At 43.4% G+C, this 19,401-nt stretch carries 21 protein-coding genes; 13 read left to right on the top strand and 8 right to left on the bottom strand.

Annotated elements, in window-relative coordinates:
• Positions 1-42: 42 nt before the first annotated feature.
• Positions 43-1,029, bottom strand: a complete 987-nt coding sequence (locus GCU48_RS10000) for an aldo/keto reductase (RefSeq protein WP_025716504.1) — start codon at positions 1,027-1,029, stop codon at positions 43-45.
• Positions 1,030-1,219: 190 nt separating this feature from the next.
• Here GCU48_RS10000 and GCU48_RS10005 point away from each other — a divergent pair, with 190 nt between their 5' ends.
• From GCU48_RS10005 to GCU48_RS10025, 5 genes are read left to right on the top strand one after another with little or no spacing between them, the layout of a single operon-like run.
• A complete protein-coding gene (locus tag GCU48_RS10005) occupies positions 1,220-1,471 on the top strand; it encodes a hypothetical protein (protein ID WP_025716503.1) in 252 nt (83 codons plus the stop codon).
• 40 nt (positions 1,472-1,511) lie between these two features.
• The gene (locus GCU48_RS10010) at positions 1,512-1,892 is read left to right on the top strand and encodes a spore coat protein (RefSeq protein WP_152382136.1); all 381 of its coding nucleotides are present in this window, start codon (positions 1,512-1,514) and stop codon (positions 1,890-1,892) included.
• Complete coding sequence (locus GCU48_RS10015) at positions 1,889-3,025, top strand: zinc-dependent alcohol dehydrogenase (protein WP_152379906.1); 1,137 nt, start codon at positions 1,889-1,891, stop codon at positions 3,023-3,025. The genes GCU48_RS10010 and GCU48_RS10015 overlap by 4 nt, the downstream gene beginning before the upstream one ends.
• A gap of 29 nt (positions 3,026-3,054) precedes the next feature.
• The gene (locus GCU48_RS10020) at positions 3,055-3,267 is read left to right on the top strand and encodes a hypothetical protein (protein WP_152379907.1); all 213 of its coding nucleotides are present in this window, start codon (positions 3,055-3,057) and stop codon (positions 3,265-3,267) included.
• Entirely contained in the window at positions 3,264-3,563 is a 300-nt protein-coding gene (locus tag GCU48_RS10025) for a spore coat protein (RefSeq protein ID WP_152379908.1), read from the top strand. The genes GCU48_RS10020 and GCU48_RS10025 overlap by 4 nt, the downstream gene beginning before the upstream one ends.
• A 94-nt stretch (positions 3,564-3,657) precedes the next feature.
• On the opposite strand, the gene GCU48_RS10030 is transcribed toward GCU48_RS10025, so the two are convergent.
• On the bottom strand, positions 3,658-4,290 hold the full coding sequence (locus GCU48_RS10030) for a YfbR-like 5'-deoxynucleotidase (RefSeq protein ID WP_025716498.1): 633 nt from the start codon (positions 4,288-4,290) through the stop codon (positions 3,658-3,660).
• A 163-nt stretch (positions 4,291-4,453) separates the two neighbouring features.
• Between GCU48_RS10030 and GCU48_RS10035 the strand changes: the two genes are divergently transcribed.
• From GCU48_RS10035 to GCU48_RS10050, 4 genes are all read left to right on the top strand, one after another.
• Entirely contained in the window at positions 4,454-5,149 is a 696-nt protein-coding gene (locus GCU48_RS10035; RefSeq protein ID WP_025716497.1) for a response regulator transcription factor, read from the top strand.
• Entirely contained in the window at positions 5,142-6,146 is a 1,005-nt protein-coding gene (locus GCU48_RS10040) for a sensor histidine kinase (RefSeq protein ID WP_152379909.1), read from the top strand. The genes GCU48_RS10035 and GCU48_RS10040 overlap by 8 nt, the downstream gene beginning before the upstream one ends.
• 102 nt (positions 6,147-6,248) lie before the next feature.
• Positions 6,249-7,010: an ABC transporter ATP-binding protein gene (locus tag GCU48_RS10045; RefSeq protein ID WP_025716495.1), complete on the top strand. Its 762-nt coding sequence runs from the start codon at positions 6,249-6,251 to the stop codon at positions 7,008-7,010.
• Positions 7,000-8,940 carry an ABC transporter permease gene (locus tag GCU48_RS10050; protein WP_152379910.1) on the top strand — a complete coding sequence of 647 codons (1,941 nt, stop codon included), beginning with the start codon at positions 7,000-7,002 and terminating at the stop codon, positions 8,938-8,940. The genes GCU48_RS10045 and GCU48_RS10050 overlap by 11 nt, the downstream gene beginning before the upstream one ends.
• A gap of 206 nt (positions 8,941-9,146) precedes the next feature.
• Here GCU48_RS10050 and GCU48_RS10055 read toward each other — a convergent pair whose 3' ends face one another.
• Positions 9,147-10,106 carry a radical SAM protein gene (locus GCU48_RS10055; RefSeq protein WP_152379911.1) on the bottom strand — a complete coding sequence of 320 codons (960 nt, stop codon included), beginning with the start codon at positions 10,104-10,106 and terminating at the stop codon, positions 9,147-9,149.
• 495 nt (positions 10,107-10,601) lie between these two features.
• Positions 10,602-11,603, bottom strand: coding sequence for a DGQHR domain-containing protein (locus GCU48_RS10060; RefSeq protein WP_152379912.1), 1,002 nt, complete (start codon positions 11,601-11,603; stop codon positions 10,602-10,604).
• 75 nt (positions 11,604-11,678) lie between these two features.
• Between GCU48_RS10060 and GCU48_RS10065 the strand changes: the two genes are divergently transcribed.
• The 4 genes from GCU48_RS10065 to GCU48_RS10080 all read left to right on the top strand — a co-directional run bounded on the left by GCU48_RS10065 (position 11,679) and on the right by GCU48_RS10080 (position 15,306).
• Positions 11,679-12,422: an FRG domain-containing protein gene (locus GCU48_RS10065; protein WP_152379913.1), complete on the top strand. Its 744-nt coding sequence runs from the start codon at positions 11,679-11,681 to the stop codon at positions 12,420-12,422.
• Positions 12,423-12,588: 166 nt separating this feature from the next.
• On the top strand, positions 12,589-13,065 hold the full coding sequence (locus GCU48_RS10070) for a DsrE/DsrF/DrsH-like family protein (RefSeq protein WP_025716490.1): 477 nt from the start codon (positions 12,589-12,591) through the stop codon (positions 13,063-13,065).
• A gap of 134 nt (positions 13,066-13,199) precedes the next feature.
• Positions 13,200-14,702, top strand: coding sequence for an aminotransferase class V-fold PLP-dependent enzyme (locus GCU48_RS10075; RefSeq protein ID WP_152379914.1), 1,503 nt, complete (start codon positions 13,200-13,202; stop codon positions 14,700-14,702).
• Positions 14,703-14,790: 88 nt separating this feature from the next.
• Complete coding sequence (locus GCU48_RS10080) at positions 14,791-15,306, top strand: DUF1036 domain-containing protein (RefSeq protein ID WP_152379915.1); 516 nt, start codon at positions 14,791-14,793, stop codon at positions 15,304-15,306.
• Between the two features lie 168 nt (positions 15,307-15,474).
• Here the strand turns inward: GCU48_RS10080 and GCU48_RS10085 are convergent, their stop codons facing one another.
• The 4 genes from GCU48_RS10085 to GCU48_RS10100 all read right to left on the bottom strand — a co-directional run bounded on the left by GCU48_RS10085 (position 15,475) and on the right by GCU48_RS10100 (position 19,332).
• Positions 15,475-15,927, bottom strand: a complete 453-nt coding sequence (locus GCU48_RS10085; RefSeq protein WP_152379916.1) for a VOC family protein — start codon at positions 15,925-15,927, stop codon at positions 15,475-15,477.
• Positions 15,928-16,400: 473 nt separating this feature from the next.
• A complete protein-coding gene (locus GCU48_RS10090) occupies positions 16,401-17,180 on the bottom strand; it encodes an alpha/beta fold hydrolase (protein WP_152379917.1) in 780 nt (259 codons plus the stop codon).
• A 118-nt stretch (positions 17,181-17,298) separates the two neighbouring features.
• Positions 17,299-18,123: a MerR family transcriptional regulator gene (locus GCU48_RS10095; protein ID WP_152379918.1), complete on the bottom strand. Its 825-nt coding sequence runs from the start codon at positions 18,121-18,123 to the stop codon at positions 17,299-17,301.
• 156 nt (positions 18,124-18,279) lie between these two features.
• Positions 18,280-19,332, bottom strand: a complete 1,053-nt coding sequence (locus tag GCU48_RS10100; RefSeq protein ID WP_152379919.1) for an LLM class flavin-dependent oxidoreductase — start codon at positions 19,330-19,332, stop codon at positions 18,280-18,282.
• Positions 19,333-19,401 lie beyond the last annotated feature (69 nt).

A 19,401-nucleotide genomic window follows, 5' to 3' on the forward strand; every position in this document is an offset into this window, starting at 1 on the left:
CGATCCGCGTTAAGGACGGCTTTTTGGGTTATAAAGTTGGAATTATTCGGCTTGCCAATTCGGCATCCGCTCTGCCGCATAACGAAGGCCAGCTGCCATTCCTTTGGGAATGATCTCATTAATATTTTCCATTTCCTCCGCGGATAAAGCGATATCGACTGCCCCAGCGTTTTCCTCCAAATAGGCAACCCGCTTGGTGCCTGGAATCGGTACTATGCCCTCTTGTGCCAGTAGCCATGCCAAGGCCAGCTGAGAAGGCTTAACCCCTTTGCGAGCAGCGAGGTCCTTAATATGCTGCACGAGATCAAGATTCTTCTGGAAATTCTCAGGCTGAAAGCGTGGCACGGTGCGACGGAAATCATCTTCTGCAAAATCATCAAACTTCTGAATTTGCCCGCTCAAAAAGCCGCGTCCCAGCGGACTATACGCTACAAATTCAATGCCCAGCTCCTGGCAAGTAGGTATAACCTCATCTTCCGCTTCGCGACTCCATAAGGAGTATTCTGTTTGCAGGGCCGTGATCGGGTGAACCTTGTGAGCACGCCGAATGAGTGCAGGAGAAGCTTCGGACAGCCCCAAATAGCGGACTTTTCCCGCCTGAACCAAGTCACTCATCGCGCCAACCGTTTCCTCGATAGGTACATTCGGATCAACCCGGTGCTGGTAGTACAAATCAATGACATCTACCCCCAGCCTTTGCAGACTGCGGTCACATGCCTCTTTTACATATTCGGGGCGACCGCTGACACCCAGAAATCCCCCATCCTCTCCGCGCATAATGGAGAATTTGGTAGCCAATACCACCTCATCCCGGTGGCTCCGCAGGACTTGACTGATTAGTTTCTCATTTTTTCCCATACCATAAACATCGGCTGTATCCCAGAAGTTGATTCCCAGCTCCAGCGCACGATGAAGCGTTTTGATCGACTCCTGATCATTCAACTCGCCATAATATTCAGACATTCCCATGCAGCCCAGACCCAGTGCGGATACTTGAAGGTCACTTTTACCCAGTTGTTTCTTTTTCATTTCAATCACTCCGATCTCAAAGAATAGTCATCGGTCTTTCTAATCACCATCACGTTACATCCAGTATGTTACTACTTAAAGTTAACTTGAAGTCAAGCGGTATCGCGTTACACGCTATATCAAATATCCGAATAAACATAGTTACGCTGGACACCATACCCCATGAGAATCATAAAAGAAGGGTGATCCTATGATAAGTCAACAGCCTATATTAGCGGCGCATGAGTCCCTTGAAATTCACGAAGCGCTTAACTTTAAAACGTTATGCTTAGCCAAGTCCAAATTAATGCAGGGGCTGGTATTCGATCAGGAGCTAAAGGATTTAATGGAAAAAGATGTTCAGCAGTCTATTCAGGCTATTGCCGATTTGCAAGCGGTATATGCTAAAGCACCGTTTCAAGCACCTGTTCCGGCCTTTCGCCCAACACCAATCTTAAATTGAGGTGACCAATGTGACATTAAATGAGACTCAGCCCGCTCATATGGATTATGTCGATCCTAGAAATTCATTAAATATGCCGGAAATGGCAGACATGACGTTTGCGATGGATTTTCTGATCCGCGCCAAGGAAGGGGTACGGAACACGGCAGTAGCTTTGACGGAAACGGTCTCTACGGATGCCAGAACCCTGCTGCGTAATCATTTACATCAAGGCATCGCGCTTCACCAGGAAATCACCGATCTTATGGTGCGAAAAAAATGGTTTCATCCCTATGATCTGCAACAGCAATACCAATTGGACCAGCTGTCAGCCAATAAGACGATGGATATCAGCAATATGAAGCTGTTCCCGGACGATACCACCCGCAAGGGCATGTTTGATCGCACGCCGGACGAGCATATGGGAGGAAACCAGGCATGAAGGCAGTGACTTACCAAGGCATCAAAAACGTGGTGGTCAAAGAGGTTCCGGACCCAAGTATTCAAAAAGCCGACGATGCGATTATCAAACTGACGACAACTGCCATTTGTGGCTCAGACCTGCATCTCATCCACGGGATGATTCCGAATCTACAGGAGAATTATGTTATCGGACACGAGCCGATGGGTGTTGTAGAAGAGGTTGGAAGCGGCGTGACAAACTTAAAAAAGGGAGATCGCGTGATCATTCCGTTCACCGTTGCGTGTGGTGAATGCTTTTACTGTAAAAACCAATTGGAAAGCCAATGTGATCATTCTAACGAGCATGGAGATATGGGCGGTTTTTTGGGCTATTCGGAAACAACCGGTGGGTATCCGGGTGGACAAGCTGAATATTTACGCGTGCCTTTCGCCAACTTCACTCACTTCAAAATTCCCGAGAGCTGCGAGCATCCCGACGAGAAGCTCTGTCTCATCGCTGATGCAATGACTACTGCCTTCTGGAGCGTCGATAATGCCGGGGTGAAGGACGGAGACACGGTCATCGTCATTGGTTGCGGGCCGGTAGGTCTGCTGGCGCAGAAGTTCGCCTGGTTCAAAGGAGCAAAGCGAGTCATTGCAGCGGACTATCTGGATTATCGTCTGCAACATGCGAAGCGTACCAACCACGTGGAGATCGTTAATGTGGAATCGCAAGAGAACGTCGGCAACTACCTGAAGGAAATGACCAAGGGAGGCGCAGACGTGGTCATTGACTGCTCCGGCATGAGCGGTAAAATGTCTCCGCTGGAATCGCTGGCTTCCGGTCTCAAGCTTCACGGCGGGGCTTTAGGTGGACTGGTTATAGCCACACAGGCTGTCCGCAAAGGCGGTACCATTCAAGTTACCGGAGTATACGGCGGACGGTACAACGGTTTCCCTATGGGGGATATTTTTCAGCGAAATATCAATTTGCGTACAGGACAAGCGCCTGTTATTCATTATATGCCCTATATGTATGAGCTGATTGATACGGGGAAGGTCGACCCCGGGGACGTTGTTACACACGTGATTCCGTTAAGCGATGCCAAACGCGGATATGAAATTTTCGATACCAGACAAGACAACTGCATCAAGGTTGTACTTAAACCTTAACTATATATTGAATAGGAGGTTAACGTTATATGGTGTACGGCGTGCACGAAATACTTGAAGTTCATGAGCTATCAGCGTTCAAAGCAGTGTGTGTGACCAAGTCTAAAACAATGCAAGCATTGATCTCTGATCCGACTCTCAAAGCTATTTTGCAGCAGGATGTCGACCTAACAACCCGGCAGTTGCAAGAGCTGGGTAACGTTTTAAATCAAGCCTCGTCACAACAGGAGGTGAAGCAATGAACACACTGCTGGAGCATTTGACCGGACTGCACACCTTAACGGATCAGGTCATTGCAGCCGATTTTCTGAACACTGCCAAAAGCGGTGTGAGAAATTACGCCATGGCCGTAACAGAAGCGGGAACCCCAGAAATTAAAGCTATGCTTACAAAGCAACTGGATGAAGCCATTGATACGCATGAACGAATTTCCACATACATGATTGAACGTGGCTGGTATCACCCATGGAACATACAAGATCAGCTTTCGATGGATTTGCAAAATATCCAGACTGCATTGCAAGCCCCCACTTTGTAAAACAGATTTCCCCTAATGACTGTAAAACCAGTGAGCCGTCTTTCGTGCCGATTCACGTTAAGGACGGCTTTTAGGGGTTATTAAGCTGCTAGAGCTATGGGCTTGCTAAGGCTTCTTCCGTGATTTTTTTAATATCAATGGATGAAGGAGTTTCTTCCTTTACCATATCCGGCAGGATATTTTCCAAAAAATAATCCACGCATTTTAATCGGATGTTTTTAATTTTCACAAGCGCATTACGATACATCACTATAAATTCTTTTTCGGTATTTCCCCGCTGAAGCTCAGCAAATGCCTCGTACACCTGATCCATTTTGTCTGCCACTTCAAGGATTAAGCCTTCTACAGAATCATCTTTACCTTCCCGTAACTGTTTGCGGAAAATGGCTTTAAAATCCTCGGGAATATTCTCTTCAATAAAATAATCAATCATACCTTCTTCGACCTGCTGGATTAATAATCGGAGTTCCTTAGAGGAATGCTTAACAGGCGTTTTAATGTCTCCAATAAAAATCTCCCCGTAATCGTGACTGCTCGTAATCTCGTAAAGCTTTTTCCAGTCAATGCTTACACCGTTTCTCTCCTCGATATCAGCCAGCGTTTTGGCGTACTGTACCACTTTCCACGAATGAGCAGATACGCTGTGCTCTTCAAATTTAAACTTGCCTGGACAACGAATAATTCTTTCCAGCTCATTGAGTGATCGAAAATACGTGTGAATTCCCATCATTGCATCCATCCTTTAGAATATATGAGATCGTGGATATATACCAACTATAAGCCTTAACTATTAACAGCAGATTATCGCAATATCAAGTTGAATCTTCACATATAGCACATACACAATTTTTGCTATACTCTTTATAAAAAAGTAAAAAGTGGTGAAATCGTTGTTCAAAATCTTACTGATTGAAGATGATGAAACTTTGTTCCAAGAAATGAAGGACCGGCTAACTCAATGGGCCTATGATGTGTATGGTATCCGGGACTTTAGTAAAGTCATTCATGAATTCTCAGCCCTAAAGCCTGATCTGGTCGTGATTGATATTCAATTGCCGAAATTTGACGGGTTTCATTGGTGTCGAATGATTCGATCCCACTCAAATGTCCCTATTCTTTTTTTATCATCGCGTGATCACCCTACGGATATGGTTATGTCGATGCAGCTTGGAGCGGATGATTTTATCCAAAAGCCATTCCATTTTGATGTCCTTATTGCAAAATTACAGGCGACTCTTCGCCGCGTATATAATTACAATACAGAGCCCGTCTCCCTGAAAACATGGTGTGGAGCTACGGTGGATTATGAAAAAAATGTAGTGGCCAATGAGGCTGGCTCCATCGAATTAACCAAGAACGAAATATTCATTTTAAAGCTGCTCATTGAGCAAAAAAATAAAATTGTCGCCCGGGAGGAGCTCATTAAAAGCCTATGGGATGATGAACGTTTTGTCAGCGACAATACCTTAACAGTCAACTTGAATCGCCTGCGAAAAAAACTGGACGAGCTGGATTTGGGACGTTTCATTGAAACGAAAGTGGGGCAAGGCTACATGGCTACAGAAGAGGTACCGGGCTATGATTAAAAAATATCTTATGGAAAGGATGAGCTGGATTCTGCTAGTTGTATGCCAGCAATTGCTCATCCTTCTCATCGCTTATGTGGATGCGGCAATCCCATTGATGCCGATTCTATATATCGTCTTCTTATCCACGATGGTTTTCTTGATTTTTTTAATCATCCGCTTTCCCAAGGAAACCAAATTCTATAGAACGCTGGAAGAATGGGAGAGCCCGCTCGAACTAACCGGGATGGGTGAACCGGAAAGTCCGTTTGAACAAATTGTTGAACAAAAAATCAGCAAACAGACTGAACGACTACAACAGATCATTTCGCAAAATCAATTAACCCTGGAACACGAAAAGGATGAGCTATTATCGTGGATTCATGAGGTGAAAACACCTTTGACTGCCATGCATTTGATGATCGAGCGACTGGAAGACAAATCGCTTAAGGCTCAACTCACGTATGAATGGCTGCGCATTCACTTACTGCTGGACCAGCAGCTCCACCAAAAACGCATATCTTTTATTGAAAATGATTTGTATGTAGAGCAAGTGGATCTAAAATCTCTCGTTTATAAGGAGATCAAAACCCTGCAATCCTGGTGCATTCAAAAAGGGATTGGCTTTGACATCCAGCTTGAGCAAATGGAAGTGCTCAGTGATGCCAAGTGGCTGGCTTTTATCATCAGACAGCTCTTAACCAATGCCATCAAATATAGCGATGCCAGCGATGTTATCCTTCACAGCTATGAGCAAAATGAGCGCATACGGCTTGAGGTTCAAGACTTTGGTCGCGGCATTGATCCGAAGGATATCCCCCGCATTTTCGACAAAGGCTTTACATCCACGACCCAACATTCTGATCATACTTCCACGGGTATGGGGTTATATTTAACGAAAAAGGCAGCAAAGCCCCTGCTCATACATATTGATGTCCACTCCAAGCCGGACGCTGGTACTACCTTTACTTTAATTTTCCCCAAGCGAAACGATTTCATCAGTATGATGAGCATGTGACAGAGATGTCACATGCTTCTATGTATTGTTCGCTCAATCAAGGGAAAAACAACGTCCCTATTTTTATAATAAAGCTACAAGAACATGAAGGAGTGCGTCAAAGTGAACATATTGGAAGCCCATAAAATTCATAAAAGCTACGGCAATAAGTTAAATATGCAAGAGGTATTAAAGGGAATTGATATCCTGATTGAAGAAGGCGAATTTGTCAGTATTATGGGGGCCTCTGGTTCGGGAAAAACTACACTGTTGAATGTCCTATCCTCCATTGACCAGGTGAGCCAAGGGTCCATTAAAATCAATGACATCGAAATGACGAAAATGAAGGAAAAGCAACTGGCTGAATTCCGCAAAAAGCATTTAGGTTTTATTTTTCAGGAGTATAACCTGCTGGATACGCTAACCGTGAAGGAAAACATCCTTCTCCCCTTATCCATCACCAGAACACCAAAAAACGAAGCCAACCGAAGATTTCAGGAGGTGGCTACAGAGCTGGGGATTTATGAGCTAAAAGATAAGTATCCCAATGAAATCTCGGGCGGACAAAAGCAACGGACATCTGCGGCTAGAGCGTTTATTCATGAGCCTAGTATTATTTTTGCCGATGAGCCTACAGGTGCGCTGGATTCCAAATCGGCTTCAGATTTATTAAACAAGCTGGGCCATTTAAACCAGAAGCGCAAGGCAACCATTATTATGGTCACGCATGATCCTGTCGCTGCCAGCCATTGCAGTCGGGTCATTTTTATTAAGGATGGACAAATGTATACGCAGCTTCATAAAGGTGGGCAGGAAAGACAGAGCTTCTTTCAGGATATCATGAAAACGCAAGCGGTCTTAGGCGGGGTCCAATATGAACATTAATCAACTTATCCTAAAGAATTTGAAAAAAAACCTGAAAAATTATTACCTGTATGTCTTTGCTCTCATTTTCAGTGTTGCCCTCTATTTCGCTTTTGTCACATTACAATACGATCCCTCTATGGACGAAGTGAAGGGCTCTGTTAAAGGTGCAGCTTCTATACGTGCAGCCTCCGTCCTGCTGGTCGCCATTGTCTGCATTTTCCTTTTATATGCCAATAATATTTTTATCAAAAGGCGCAGCAAAGAAATTGGCCTGTTTCAATTAATCGGAATGACCAAAAATAAAATCTTTCGCATCCTGAGTGCTGAGAACTTAATTTTATACTTCAGTTCCCTATTTATCGGCATAGTGGTTGGATTCTCCTTTTCCAAATTAGTGATCATGATCTTATTTAAGACGACGGGCGTCGAGGCTATTGCCACTCTATATTTCTCTAACCAAGCATTGACTCAAACACTCATCGTTTTTGTTGTTATCTATCTGCTGATCATGCTCATGAATTATTCTTTTATCAAAAGACAAAGTATTTTGTCTTTGTTCCGAGTGACCTCAACCACCGAAGGGAAAATCAAGAAAATAACGATCTTTGAGATAATTATCGGGATCGTTGGCGTCTCACTCATCGTTTTAGGTTACTATGTTTCCTCCAAATTGTTCGGTGGAGACTTTACATCCATGAATGAATTATTTATGGCTATGGTATTTATTCTAGGCTCTGTCATTATCGGAACACTTCTTTTTTATAAAGGGTCCATCCGCTTTATTTCAAACATCATCAGAAAAAGCAAAGGCGGCTATCTAAACATCAATGAGGTGCTGTCTCTCTCATCCATTATGTTCCGCATGAAATCCAACGCTTTGTTGTTGACCATTATTACAACGGTATCGGCACTTGCTATCGGCTTATTATCCTTAAGCTATATCGCCTATTATTCTGCGGATAAAGCAGCTGAGAATAATGTGCCTTCCCATTTTGCGATGACGAATATACCAGATGCGGAGAAATTCAAAACATTACTTCATGAGCATGATATAAAGTATCGTGAAAAGAAAATTGAAGTTATTCAAGTCAGTGTGAAAACAGCGCAAATTATGGAGACTCCTCTGGAAGAATTAAATGTTGGTACGGATTCCATGACGCTTCCTGTCATAAGCGATCAATCTGTGGAGGGTACAGATGTATCTCCAGGTCAAACGATTTTAACGGGCTATAATGATCTGTTACAGAAGTTTATGTCCTTGAAAGACTTTGGACCATTGGATTTGAAGGGAAAAACGGAAGTCATACATCAACAATATTTGGGTCTAAAAAAGGATTATGTGATTCCGTACTATTTTACAGCCGGGGGACTACCCACTGTCATTGTAGACGAAACCATCTTTGAGCAGTTAAAGAAAGATAAAAATCCTGAGATTCAAAAGAAATCATCCTTATATATTGGGATTGATATGATAAATCCAGAGCAGATTGAAGAAGCTGATCGCCTCTTTGCAGCTGCAAATTTTAATGATCAACAATCATCACGCCTTGAAATGAGCGGCAATCAGAAGAGAAATATGGGAGTGATCATGTTTATTGTTGGCTTTTTAGGACTGACCTTTCTTATTACATCAGGCTGCATCCTTTATTTTAAGCAAATGGATGAAAGCGAAGACGAAAAAGCCAATTATACCGTGTTGAGAAAGTTAGGGTTCACCCAGAGTGACCTGCTTAGAGGCATTAAAATAAAACAACTCTTTAACTTCGGCATTCCATTGGTGATTGGCCTATCACACAGCTATTTTGCCGTCCAATCCGGCTGGTTCTTGTTTGGAACAGAAATTTGGATGCCTATGATCATCGTTATGGTACTATACACCGCCTTATATTCCATTTTTGGGGTGCTATCCATTCTGTATTATAAAAAGGTCATTAAATCAGCATTATAATCGGCAAAAGTCGAAAAAGCCCTAGGCGAAGGCACTGGGGCTAGCCCTGCTCTTTAGCAACAGCCGCTTTTAAGGGCGGTCGGCTGTGGTTTAGATCTGAGAAGATAGACCGTTTACCTTGTCCGAGGGCGGTCTATTTCTTTTTGTTTTGGTTCAATGCAATAACAATTGTGACGATTAATTCGATTACTTACATCTTTCCTCTCTCAGAGCCCATTCGGGAAAAGCGCATCATAAGCAGGACAAGGCAGCTTGTCGAGAAACTCCTGAAGCGGCTTCGGTTTATGTGTGTAAATATCTTTTAAGGACGTTCCATTATAAATATTGCCGATAACCACAGGATGGCATAGCTCACAGATCAGAATATCACCGTTTCCATGAAGATGAAGCTGCTTTTTACCATCAACACAGTTGGAAAAATAAACGCCCGGCTGCTCCTTGAAGCCCAGCGCTTCTGCAAAACGGTCCATGCAGGTGAAATACAGCACGGTATCGTCCTTTTTATGGGCAATCAGATCATGAACGGAACGGACGAGTGCTTCTTTGGTGGAAATAGCGCTCCAGTTCGTATGATCCATCACGATGCTGTTTTGGATTTCATGGATGCGCACACCGAGTTCATATACCATTTCGCTAATGGCCTGCATGTTATTCTGTGTTTCCTCAAACAGCAAAGTCTCCAGCACTGTTTCCAGCTTGGCCTCTGTACATAACCGAATGTTCTGCACAATTTTATCATACATGCGAGGCTGAACATGATAATAGGCGGAATATTTTTCGGCGTCTGTGAAGTTAAAGGAGATATGAATGTTGGACAGACCTGCATCACGCAGTCTCTCAATTCGTTCAGGGCTAAGCAGGCTGGCATTGGTATTGAGCTGGGTAGCGATTCCCTTGCTCGAACAGTGAGCCACAATGTCCAGACAGTCCTCATACTTTAAGGTCACTTCCCCCCCGGATAGTCGTACACGTTTTAACGTTGGAATGTCATCAATAATACCAATGACCTCCTTGCTGCTGATGCATTGCCCGTCGTTTCGCTGATACGCGCAGCAATAATCACACTTGAAGTTGCAATTGGAGGTGACCCCGACTTCCAATCCCTCCAGCTCGTAGATGCCCGGCTTTTCCAGTTCAAGTGCTTTATATTTGTTCTCTATACTCACTTTCTCATGATCCTCCCGATCTCAGGCTTGTGTCTTGAATTCCCTTGAGATTATACAGAATGGGAGTAGCTCAGAGATATGACATTGCTAACGGTGGACGGTCGACTTGATATACTATAACCTTAAGACAGGTGATGCCATAAATTTACCAGAAACGGTTGGAGTAAGGATACGTCAACTCGAAAGCAAAGGGCGAGGCAATTACTGCTATTGAGATTATATTAAATGAACAAAGTATTGTACCTATAGATTTACTCAGAGACTACGAGTGGGGCTCAATGTTTAAAGGTGTCACTCTCCAGAAGATAAATAACCCAAAGTATTCTGCTACTACAATAAAATTGCAGAGTCTTTGGGTCATCGGACAACAATGAAGTCTATCAAAATTTGGTGAGTGTATTCCTACTTAGAGCAATAAGTCAAGTGAATTTTTGTTCTAATAAAATAATTATATAAAAATGAAAATCAAACAATATAAGAAGTGTTGTTTATACGTTATTCAAGACTGATTACACCAGGTCTCAAGCTTACCTTCGTCAAAGCATTCATTAAATGATCAGAAAGCTTTCTATAAGAGTTGCCAGGCCTTTGGACAACGCCTCTCGGTAAGTTAGTTTTCAGTATGGAGAGTGTTTCCGTAAAGGAATCAACGGTTAGTCTTCCACCGAACATATTATTAGTTTTCTCAATTACATATTTGGATACTCCCATACATGCTTGGAAAACGGTAATTCTTGTAATAATATCATCACCATTACTATCAATGCTACCTAAGACTGATTTCATCGCAGATAGATAGTTGTTAATGATTATATAGGAATCATCATCTGATATTTCTTCAAGCATGTCGGATAATAATTCAGAGATACAATTATTAAATATTCGTCTAGTTATCTTTCCGTTCTCCCTTTCTGCTCTAGCTAAATGCCCATTTAATATACTACCTTCTTTTGAATAGAAGAATTCAAATATTTGACTACACCTTTTCTCTTCTTCGCTTTCCTTTTGAAGTAGTCGCTTTACATCAAGAATTAAATCTCTTGGAACTTCTTTCTGTGTAGAGTTAATATCTACAAAGAGTTGAGCTTCCTCTACACGTGTTAAATCTTCATAAATAACAACTGGTACGCGAATCGAAGTCTTGGCTTTAATAAACCCCCAAACTCTATGTTGCCCATCTATAATAAGAAAGGAGTTCTTTTCTGGAGTGAATGAAATCGTTTTATTTCTAGAATGATACTCTAGGTTGGCTTCATCTTGGGCAGATAAAATGATTGCTGTAGGAATAGATCCCACACCCCCGTCAATATATTGGGATATTTCATCAGCACGAGTTTCATCTAACCTGCGTTGAAACCCCTTAATCGGATCATCCTCACGTGTAATTGTAAAGCAAGTCTCCCGTAATGTTTCGGAGGGCATGGAGACTATGTAAAACTTATATTTCCCTTGCGTAACCTGAATAGCAGCAAGCCCTTTTTCTTGTTTTATTTCCATTTATATCCTCCACTATACACAATAATGAACTTATTATATGATATTATTGGAAAATAGCAAATAAGGAGCAACATTATGGCGTTTAGTGAAAATTGGAAAACTATTATGGATGAAGTCGCAGATTTTTCAAGACATAACTCCGGTATTGTTTGGTTTAGGGGACATTGTAATTCTACTTTCTCTCTGAATTCAGGATTGTTCAGACTTAGAATTGGCAATCAGATTAGTGAGTATCTTAGTTTAGAAAATCAAATGTTTAACTATTTTAAAAGCCTAGGGTACCTACAAAGCCTTGATGAAAAAGATGAGTGGACCATTGTTTATTCAATGCAACATCATGGTCTTAGAACAAGATTGCTGGATTGGTCTGAAAGCTTCCTTGTCAGTCTATTTTTCGCTAATTTAGGATGGAATACAGGGAGTTGCAGTATATGGATGATTAATCCAGAATCATTAAACGCTGCATCAATAGGTACCTCAGAGATAAAACTACCTACTAAGAATGGCTTCTTGACCAAGCATGCTGATTCCAATATAAAAAGTAGAGCAATTTATCCCAATAAAAGCAACTCCCGTATAGTTGCGCAACATGGGGTATTCACTGTACAGGGAAATTCTTTGACCCCTCTTGAGAAGGAGTTTAGTGAGACTTTATTTTCATCCAACTCCTTGAAAAGAATTGATTTAACATACGAAGTAAGAGAAGATGTACTAAATTATTTAAAATTAAATGGAATAAACCATTTTTCTTTATTTCCAGACTTAGACGGTCTCTCAAAATACATCAATGATACCCATATAAATCCAGCTTGGTTATGAATTTGTATAAAAAGTGATATAGCCTCCCGAGTTGCTATTAAACAATGTTTTTCGCTCGTTAAAATGAAAGGGCGAGCCTGTAATTGTGAACGATATGTGAACTGGGCATAGTTCTCATTTCCAAATCCATACTGAATATATCTGTTGGTAATGGAGGCGGAAGATTGTGGACAAAAGGATGAATCTGCTCATGTTTAGCGGCGATTATGATAAGGCGATGGCTGGACTGATTCTGGCAAATACAGCTCGGGAGCTGGATGTAGAGGTTACCATGTTTTTTGCGTTCTGGGGGTTATTTCTTGTTCGTGATCCCGAGAAGATGACGCTTGAGGACAAAACGATATACGAAAAAATCATGGGCTGGATGACTCCGAAAGGACCCGAGGAGCTTCCATTATCCAAAATGAATTTTAGCGGTCTGGGCAAGCTGATGCTGACGGAAATGATCGAAGATAATGAAGCCCCGAAGCTGATTCACTTTTTGAAGGGGGCACGGAAAAAGAACGTTAAATTTTATGCCTGTAAGCTATCGGTGGATATTATGGGTTTTAAACCGGAAGAATTTATACCTGAACTGGAGATTATCGAGGCCAAAACATATCTAAAGGATGCACTCGAATCCGATATGCAGCTGTTTATCTGAGATACATTCATGCCTTGTCCACATATGGACGAGGCTTTTATTTTTGACTAAATGATGACACTCGCCTATTTCTTTTAACCTATTCAGGCCTACCTACGTACCCTGAGAAGATAGAACGACTTGGGAGGCGCCTTATGCTCATGGCTCGAATTGGAAGCAATAATTGTAGGTATCAGCCTTCTAACGAGGCTTATTTCCAGAGGTATCGTGAAAATACAATCGGATATTACCAGACCTTTGAATCTCCATATGGACAAAAAAAGCTGATTTATGCCGATTGGGCAGCCAGCGGCCGTCTGTATGGACCCATCGAGTCGAAAATAGCTAATGATGTGGGCCCTTTTGTGGCGAATACTCATACGGAGTCTAATTTGACAGGCACCCTGATGACCCAAGCCTATGAAGAAGCGAAACGAATCATTAAGAACCACGTTCATGCCAGCGAACACGATATCATTATGTTTGCCGGGGCCGGTATGACCGGTGCGGTGAATAAACTTCAACGGCTGCTAGGATTGAAAATACATGAGAAATTAAAGCATCACTATCCAATCGCTGAAAAAGAACGTCCCGTTATTTTTGTTACGCATATGGAGCATCACTCCAATCATATCTCCTGGGCGGAAACCATCGGGGACGTCGTATGCATCCCGCCGGGACCCGGCGGGATCGTCGATCCAGCTTATCTTGAACGGCTGCTGCTTCAATTCGGGCATCGGCCTGTCAAGATTGGCGCCTTTACAGCCTGCTCCAATGTTACAGGTTTTGAACCACCTATTTACCAGCTATCCCGCAAAATGCATGAGCATGGCGGCGTTTGTTTTATTGATTTCTCTGCAAGCGCCCCTTACACCGAGATCAACATGCATCCCCTGGAACCCCTTGAGAAGCTGGACGGAATTGTATTTTCACCGCACAAATTTCTTGGTGGTCCCGGTACAAGCGGCGTTTTAATTATGGATTCGAGACTATGCTTTAATTATGCGCCGGATCAGCCCGGAGGCGGTACGGTAAGCTGGACCAACCCTTGGGGTGGCTATGAGTATAAAGATAATATCGAAGCACGTGAGGACGGAGGAACCCCTCCTTTTCTTCAGGCCATTCGAACGGCGCTCTGCATTCAGCTCAAGGAACAGATGGGGCTCAACCGTATGTTGGAGCGCAAAAAGGAACTAACCTCATTATTGCTAAAAGGCTTGAGCACCATACCAGGCCTGCACATTTTGGGTGGAAGCAGCCAAGATCGCCTGGGAATCGTTTCTTTCGTTGTCGAAAATATTCACTATAACCTGATTGCAACATTACTGAATGATCGGTTTGGAATTCAGGTCCGGGGCGGCTGCTCTTGTGCAGGAACCTACGGACACTATTTGCTGGGTATTGATCAACAAACCTCTAATCAAATGACAAGCCTAATCCATGCGGGAGATCTATCGCAAAAACCGGGCTGGGTGCGCCTGTCCCTCCATCCCATGATGACGAATCAGGAAGTCTCCTATCTCACATCCTCCATACGAGCAATTCTAGAAAACATCATGACCTGGCAAAAAGACTATACCTATCAACCAGACACGAACGAATGGCAATCTATGAATCCATCTAAAAAAATAGACATCCACAAATGGTTCAATTTTTAGCGATTAAGAGACTCTTGTCCATTTCCTTCTTTCAAAATTCTCATAGCATACACTGTAAGATTACTATATGAGGAAAGAAGTGACGACAATGGGGCTTAATTTTCGCAACAGCACTAATGCAGCTATCTTTGTAGTCTATGCCTACCCGGACTTCAGCTGTAGTCCTGTTAACTACTCTAAAGCAGGCTGGTTCCGTGTTAACCCAGGTCAGACCATTCAGGTGTGGAGCGGCTTCGCAGGCGGTAACACGTTCTTCTATTATGGGGAGGATAATTTTGGGCGCAAATGGCGGGGCTCATACTTCACTCAAGTTCCCGAGAATGCCTTCAATTGGTGCTGGGATACAGGCTGTACCACCTGTAGAAGCGTGGGGCTGCGGAGAATTACAGTTGGCCCGTTCGTCTTGAACTACACCATCAACTTTATAACGAGCAGCAGTCAAAGACAACCTGCATCATCCATTCTTCGCATGACACTGCCTTCAAAAGCAACACAAGAAAAAAACATTTCACGCAGAGTACCTGCAACACCCAAGAGACTAAAACAAGGAAAAGCTTTATTGCAGAAACGTATCGCGCATAAAAAACGGACTAAAAACAGATAATTGGATTATCATGGAATTAGACTATATGGTATTTGAATATAAAAAGGAGCGGTCTAATCACCAGGGGGCTGCTCCTTTCTCTCTTCCCTTTAAAAATAGGCTATGTTAAATCCTGATGTTGATCTTCCAGTAATGTATATTTCAGTTAAGTCTTCTTTTAAACGTTACTTATTTATTACCGAGTTGTTCCGCCAAACTGATTAGAAGTCCTTCATTTCCACGAATGTAGCAGAGCCGATACGAGTCCTCGTACTGAACCACTTCGCCAACGAGCTGAGCACCATACTTAGTGAGTCTGGATACCATTTCGTCAATGTCTTCAACGGTGAACATGACGCGTAGATAACCGAGGGCATTTACAGGAGCAGTTCGGTGATCTGATATAGTAGGTGGGGTGAGAAATCGCGAAAGTTCAAGTCGGCTGTGGCCATCTGGGGTAACCATCATAGCAATCTCTACACACTGTGAACCCAGCCCGGTTACGCGACCAGCCCATTCACCTTCGACAGTAGCTCGCCCTTCGAGCTTCAAGCCAATCTCCTCGAAGAAAGCGATTGCATCATCAAGGGATTCTACAACGATGCCAACATTGTCCATTCTTAGTAATTTGTTTTTTGTCATAGTTTTATCTCCTTACGTGTACAAATTTTGGTTTTTGCAATGCGGGCAAACGAGTCCCTCTTTATGCTTCTGCTTCACCCTAATTATGGAACGTTAGTTCGTATATATCAAATATCAACAACAACGTTTAACATAACCTAAAAATAAAGGGTATTCGGATTTTATGGTGGAAAAGGGCTTATAATTCGCCCTTCTCCAATTTCTCAATCAAGGTGGAAACCTAGGATACCAAGAAGCCTGCCACGATCACAAACAACGCCAGTTGGAGACATTCCGAGGGAGGGGTACGTTAGTTGAACTTCTCTTGCATTTACGAAAAACCGAATTCCCTTGTAGAGTAAAGGGTCCGGTTTTTTTCATGCAACGCATTGCTTAGCGTATGGGAAAAGGTGACGGCGAAGCGGACGACCAAAATGCAAACGGCGAAACTGGGTTTTAACAGAACAGGCATGAATGTTGACCAGCTGAAGTCGTTAAGCAAGTAGGAAATTCGTTACCTCTTTTATAAAACGTTCAGGCTCTTCAATGCTTGGAGCATGGCCGGAATGAATGAATTCAATGAAAATTGCACCGGGTATTCGCGAGGCGATCTCTATTCCCCTTTCCGGTGGGTTCACACCGTCATACTTTCCACTGATGACTAATGTGCTCGCAGTAATTTGATGCAAATGATCCCGAAAATCGAATCCTTCCAAGGCCTTGTTAGCAGCTTCTTGCTCTTGTGGCGATGTAAGGAGCGCCTGTTGATCATAAAATGCGCTAAATACTTTCTGAACAGCAATGGGGTCATGAAAAATATACTTGGAAGCGCGGCTCAACTTTTCTTCAAACGTTAGGCCCTCTAGTTCCTCTGCATGACGAGCGAAAAGCTCCTGCATGGATGATGTTTTGCCATGACTTTTCGGGACAATGAGAACCAGCTTCTTCACCCTATTGGGGACCGCGATCGCTACACCTTGTGCAATGTAACTTCCCATAGACATTCCCATAAGATATCCGGTTTCAATCGCGAGATGATTCAACAGATTAATCACATCTTGTACATGTTCTTCCAGCGTATAATGGAGAGGCTTGTCTGATTTTCCATGTCCGCGCGAATCTAAAGCAATAATACGAAAATATTCTTTCAACCGGTTGATTTCATACTTCATCATCTTGCTGCTTCCATGGAGACCATGAAGCATAATTAAAGGAAAACCAGCACCCTCTTCTTCGTAAAAAAGCTTTGCTCCGTTGGATCGAAATATCGGCATTGTTGTCACTCCCATAAGTTCTTGAATTTTGTTGGCGGTACCCCCATAGGTACTAATTCTGTCGTGCCGATACCAAAAGAGGCAAGAGTTAACGCCTAGAGCGCAGTTGGCATACGGTTCATTGCATGAACCCCGTTCCCAAAATAGGCATCTGACTTTCTGTCACATATCGCAATTTGTTGCTTTCCTGAGGTGATAAATAAACTTCCCTGCTCGGCATTTCCGAGCTGATCCGGTAGCCGTTCTCTTCAATCCAGGATCCAAGATCAATACTCACTGGCGTATCCGCATCTGGACGGCTCATATGGGTCACCGACGCAACGGTCATGTCCGGCAGCAATTTTGATTGAAAGCGAACCGTATCCTGCAGCTTGCGTGGGATTGGGCAGGCTATTTCCAGATCGATGGTGCTTTCACACTCCGGACAACCATGCCACATCACCATATGGGGAACAGGCAGAGGTATTCCATTCCATTTTAAATATTTGTCAATTTCTTCGAATAATTCGGGAATACTTGCTCTGCTCGTGGTTTCTTTAAGCGTTGCAACCATTAAGGGCTCGACCTTCTTAACCAGAACCTCATATCGAGAAAGACCGTCGCTTTGTCGTTCAATTTGTTTCAGTCTGACCTCAATACGCCTCAAACGCTCCATTTCCGACTGAATCAGCGAGTGCAGATCCGACTGCTTAAGTCGAAGCATTCCGCGAATTTCTGCAGTAGACACGTTATCATTCAGAAGCTGTTTGATTTGTTCAAGTGTATAACCAAGATCCTTAAATGCTAAAATTCGATGTAGATCAAGCATCTGTTCACTCTTGTAGTAACGGTAACCACTTTGTTGATCCGTGTAGGCAGGTTTGAGAAGTTCAAGTTGATCATAAAATCTCAAAGTTTTTGCAGGTACTTGGCTCAACTTTGAGAATTCACTGATTTTAAACATATGATTTACTCCTTTCTGTACTCGAATTATAAACCTTCCACTCAAGTGGAAAGTCAAGCAATAAAAAATGTTTCAAACCGACGTATAACCTCGGTTTGAAACAAATGGAAATCATTTTAATCCCACCACAAAATCCGAATACTCAAAATAAATTGCTTATTTACTCTCGGATTCCCACTTGGATATCTCCTCGCGCACCTGTGGCGCTACCTCTGTTCCCAGCAGCTCAATAGCTCTCATGACATCTTCATGCGGCATCGTGCCGACAGGCACGTGGAGCAGAAAACGTGTAATGCCTACCTGTTTACGCAGGTGGATGATTTTCTTGGCAACTGTATCGGGATCGCCTACATACAGCGCTCCTTCAAAGCTGCGTGCGGCATCGAAGCTGGAACGGGTGTAAGGCCCCCAGCCACGCTCACGCCCAAGGACGTTCATGCTTTGCTGAGTGGAAGGGAAAAACTTTTCCGCTGCAAGCTCGGTGCTTTCCGCAATAAAACCATGCGAGTGGGATGCAACCGGAAGCAGCGATACGTCATGGCCTGCGTGCTTAGCTGCCTTTTTGTACAACTCCACCAATGGCGCAAATTGCTCAGGACTACCTCCAATAATAGCCAGCACCAACGGCAATCCGAGCAATCCGGCACGGACTACAGATTCCTGGTTGCCCCCGCTGCCAATCCATACGGGCAACGGATCTTGGACCGGACGTGGGTACACGCCCAAATGGTTGATTGCAGGCCGATGTCCGCCTTTCCAGGTCACTTTTTCGGATTCGCGTATTTTCAATAACAGTTCCAGCTTTTCATCAAACAACTCATCATAGTTATCCAAGTCATATCCAAACAGCGGAAACGATTCAATAAAAGAACCCCGCCCTGCCATAATCTCAGCCCGTCCATTCGAGATGCCATCCAGTGTAGCAAAATCCTGAAATACCCGCACTGGATCATCCGATGATAGCACCGTGACCGCACTGGTTAGCCGAATTCGCTGTGTCTGTGCTGCCGCCGCAGCCAGTATAACAGCCGGAGCAGATGCCGCATAATCTTTTCGATGATGCTCCCCTACGCCGTACACATCCAGCCCTACCCGATCTGCAAGCACAATCTCCTCGACAACTTCACGTATTCGTTGTGCGTGGCTGATGACCTCACCCGTTTGGGGGTCCGGTGTTGTTTCCACAAACGTGCTTATCCCTATCTCCATTGGTCCTACCTCCTATTGTCATGTCTTGCTCTTATTCAGCGGCTTGCAAAGCAAACCATTTTAAAAGTG

The organism is Paenibacillus brasilensis (assembly GCF_009363115.1).
Taxonomy (GTDB): Bacteria; Bacillota; Bacilli; order Paenibacillales; family Paenibacillaceae; genus Paenibacillus; species Paenibacillus brasilensis.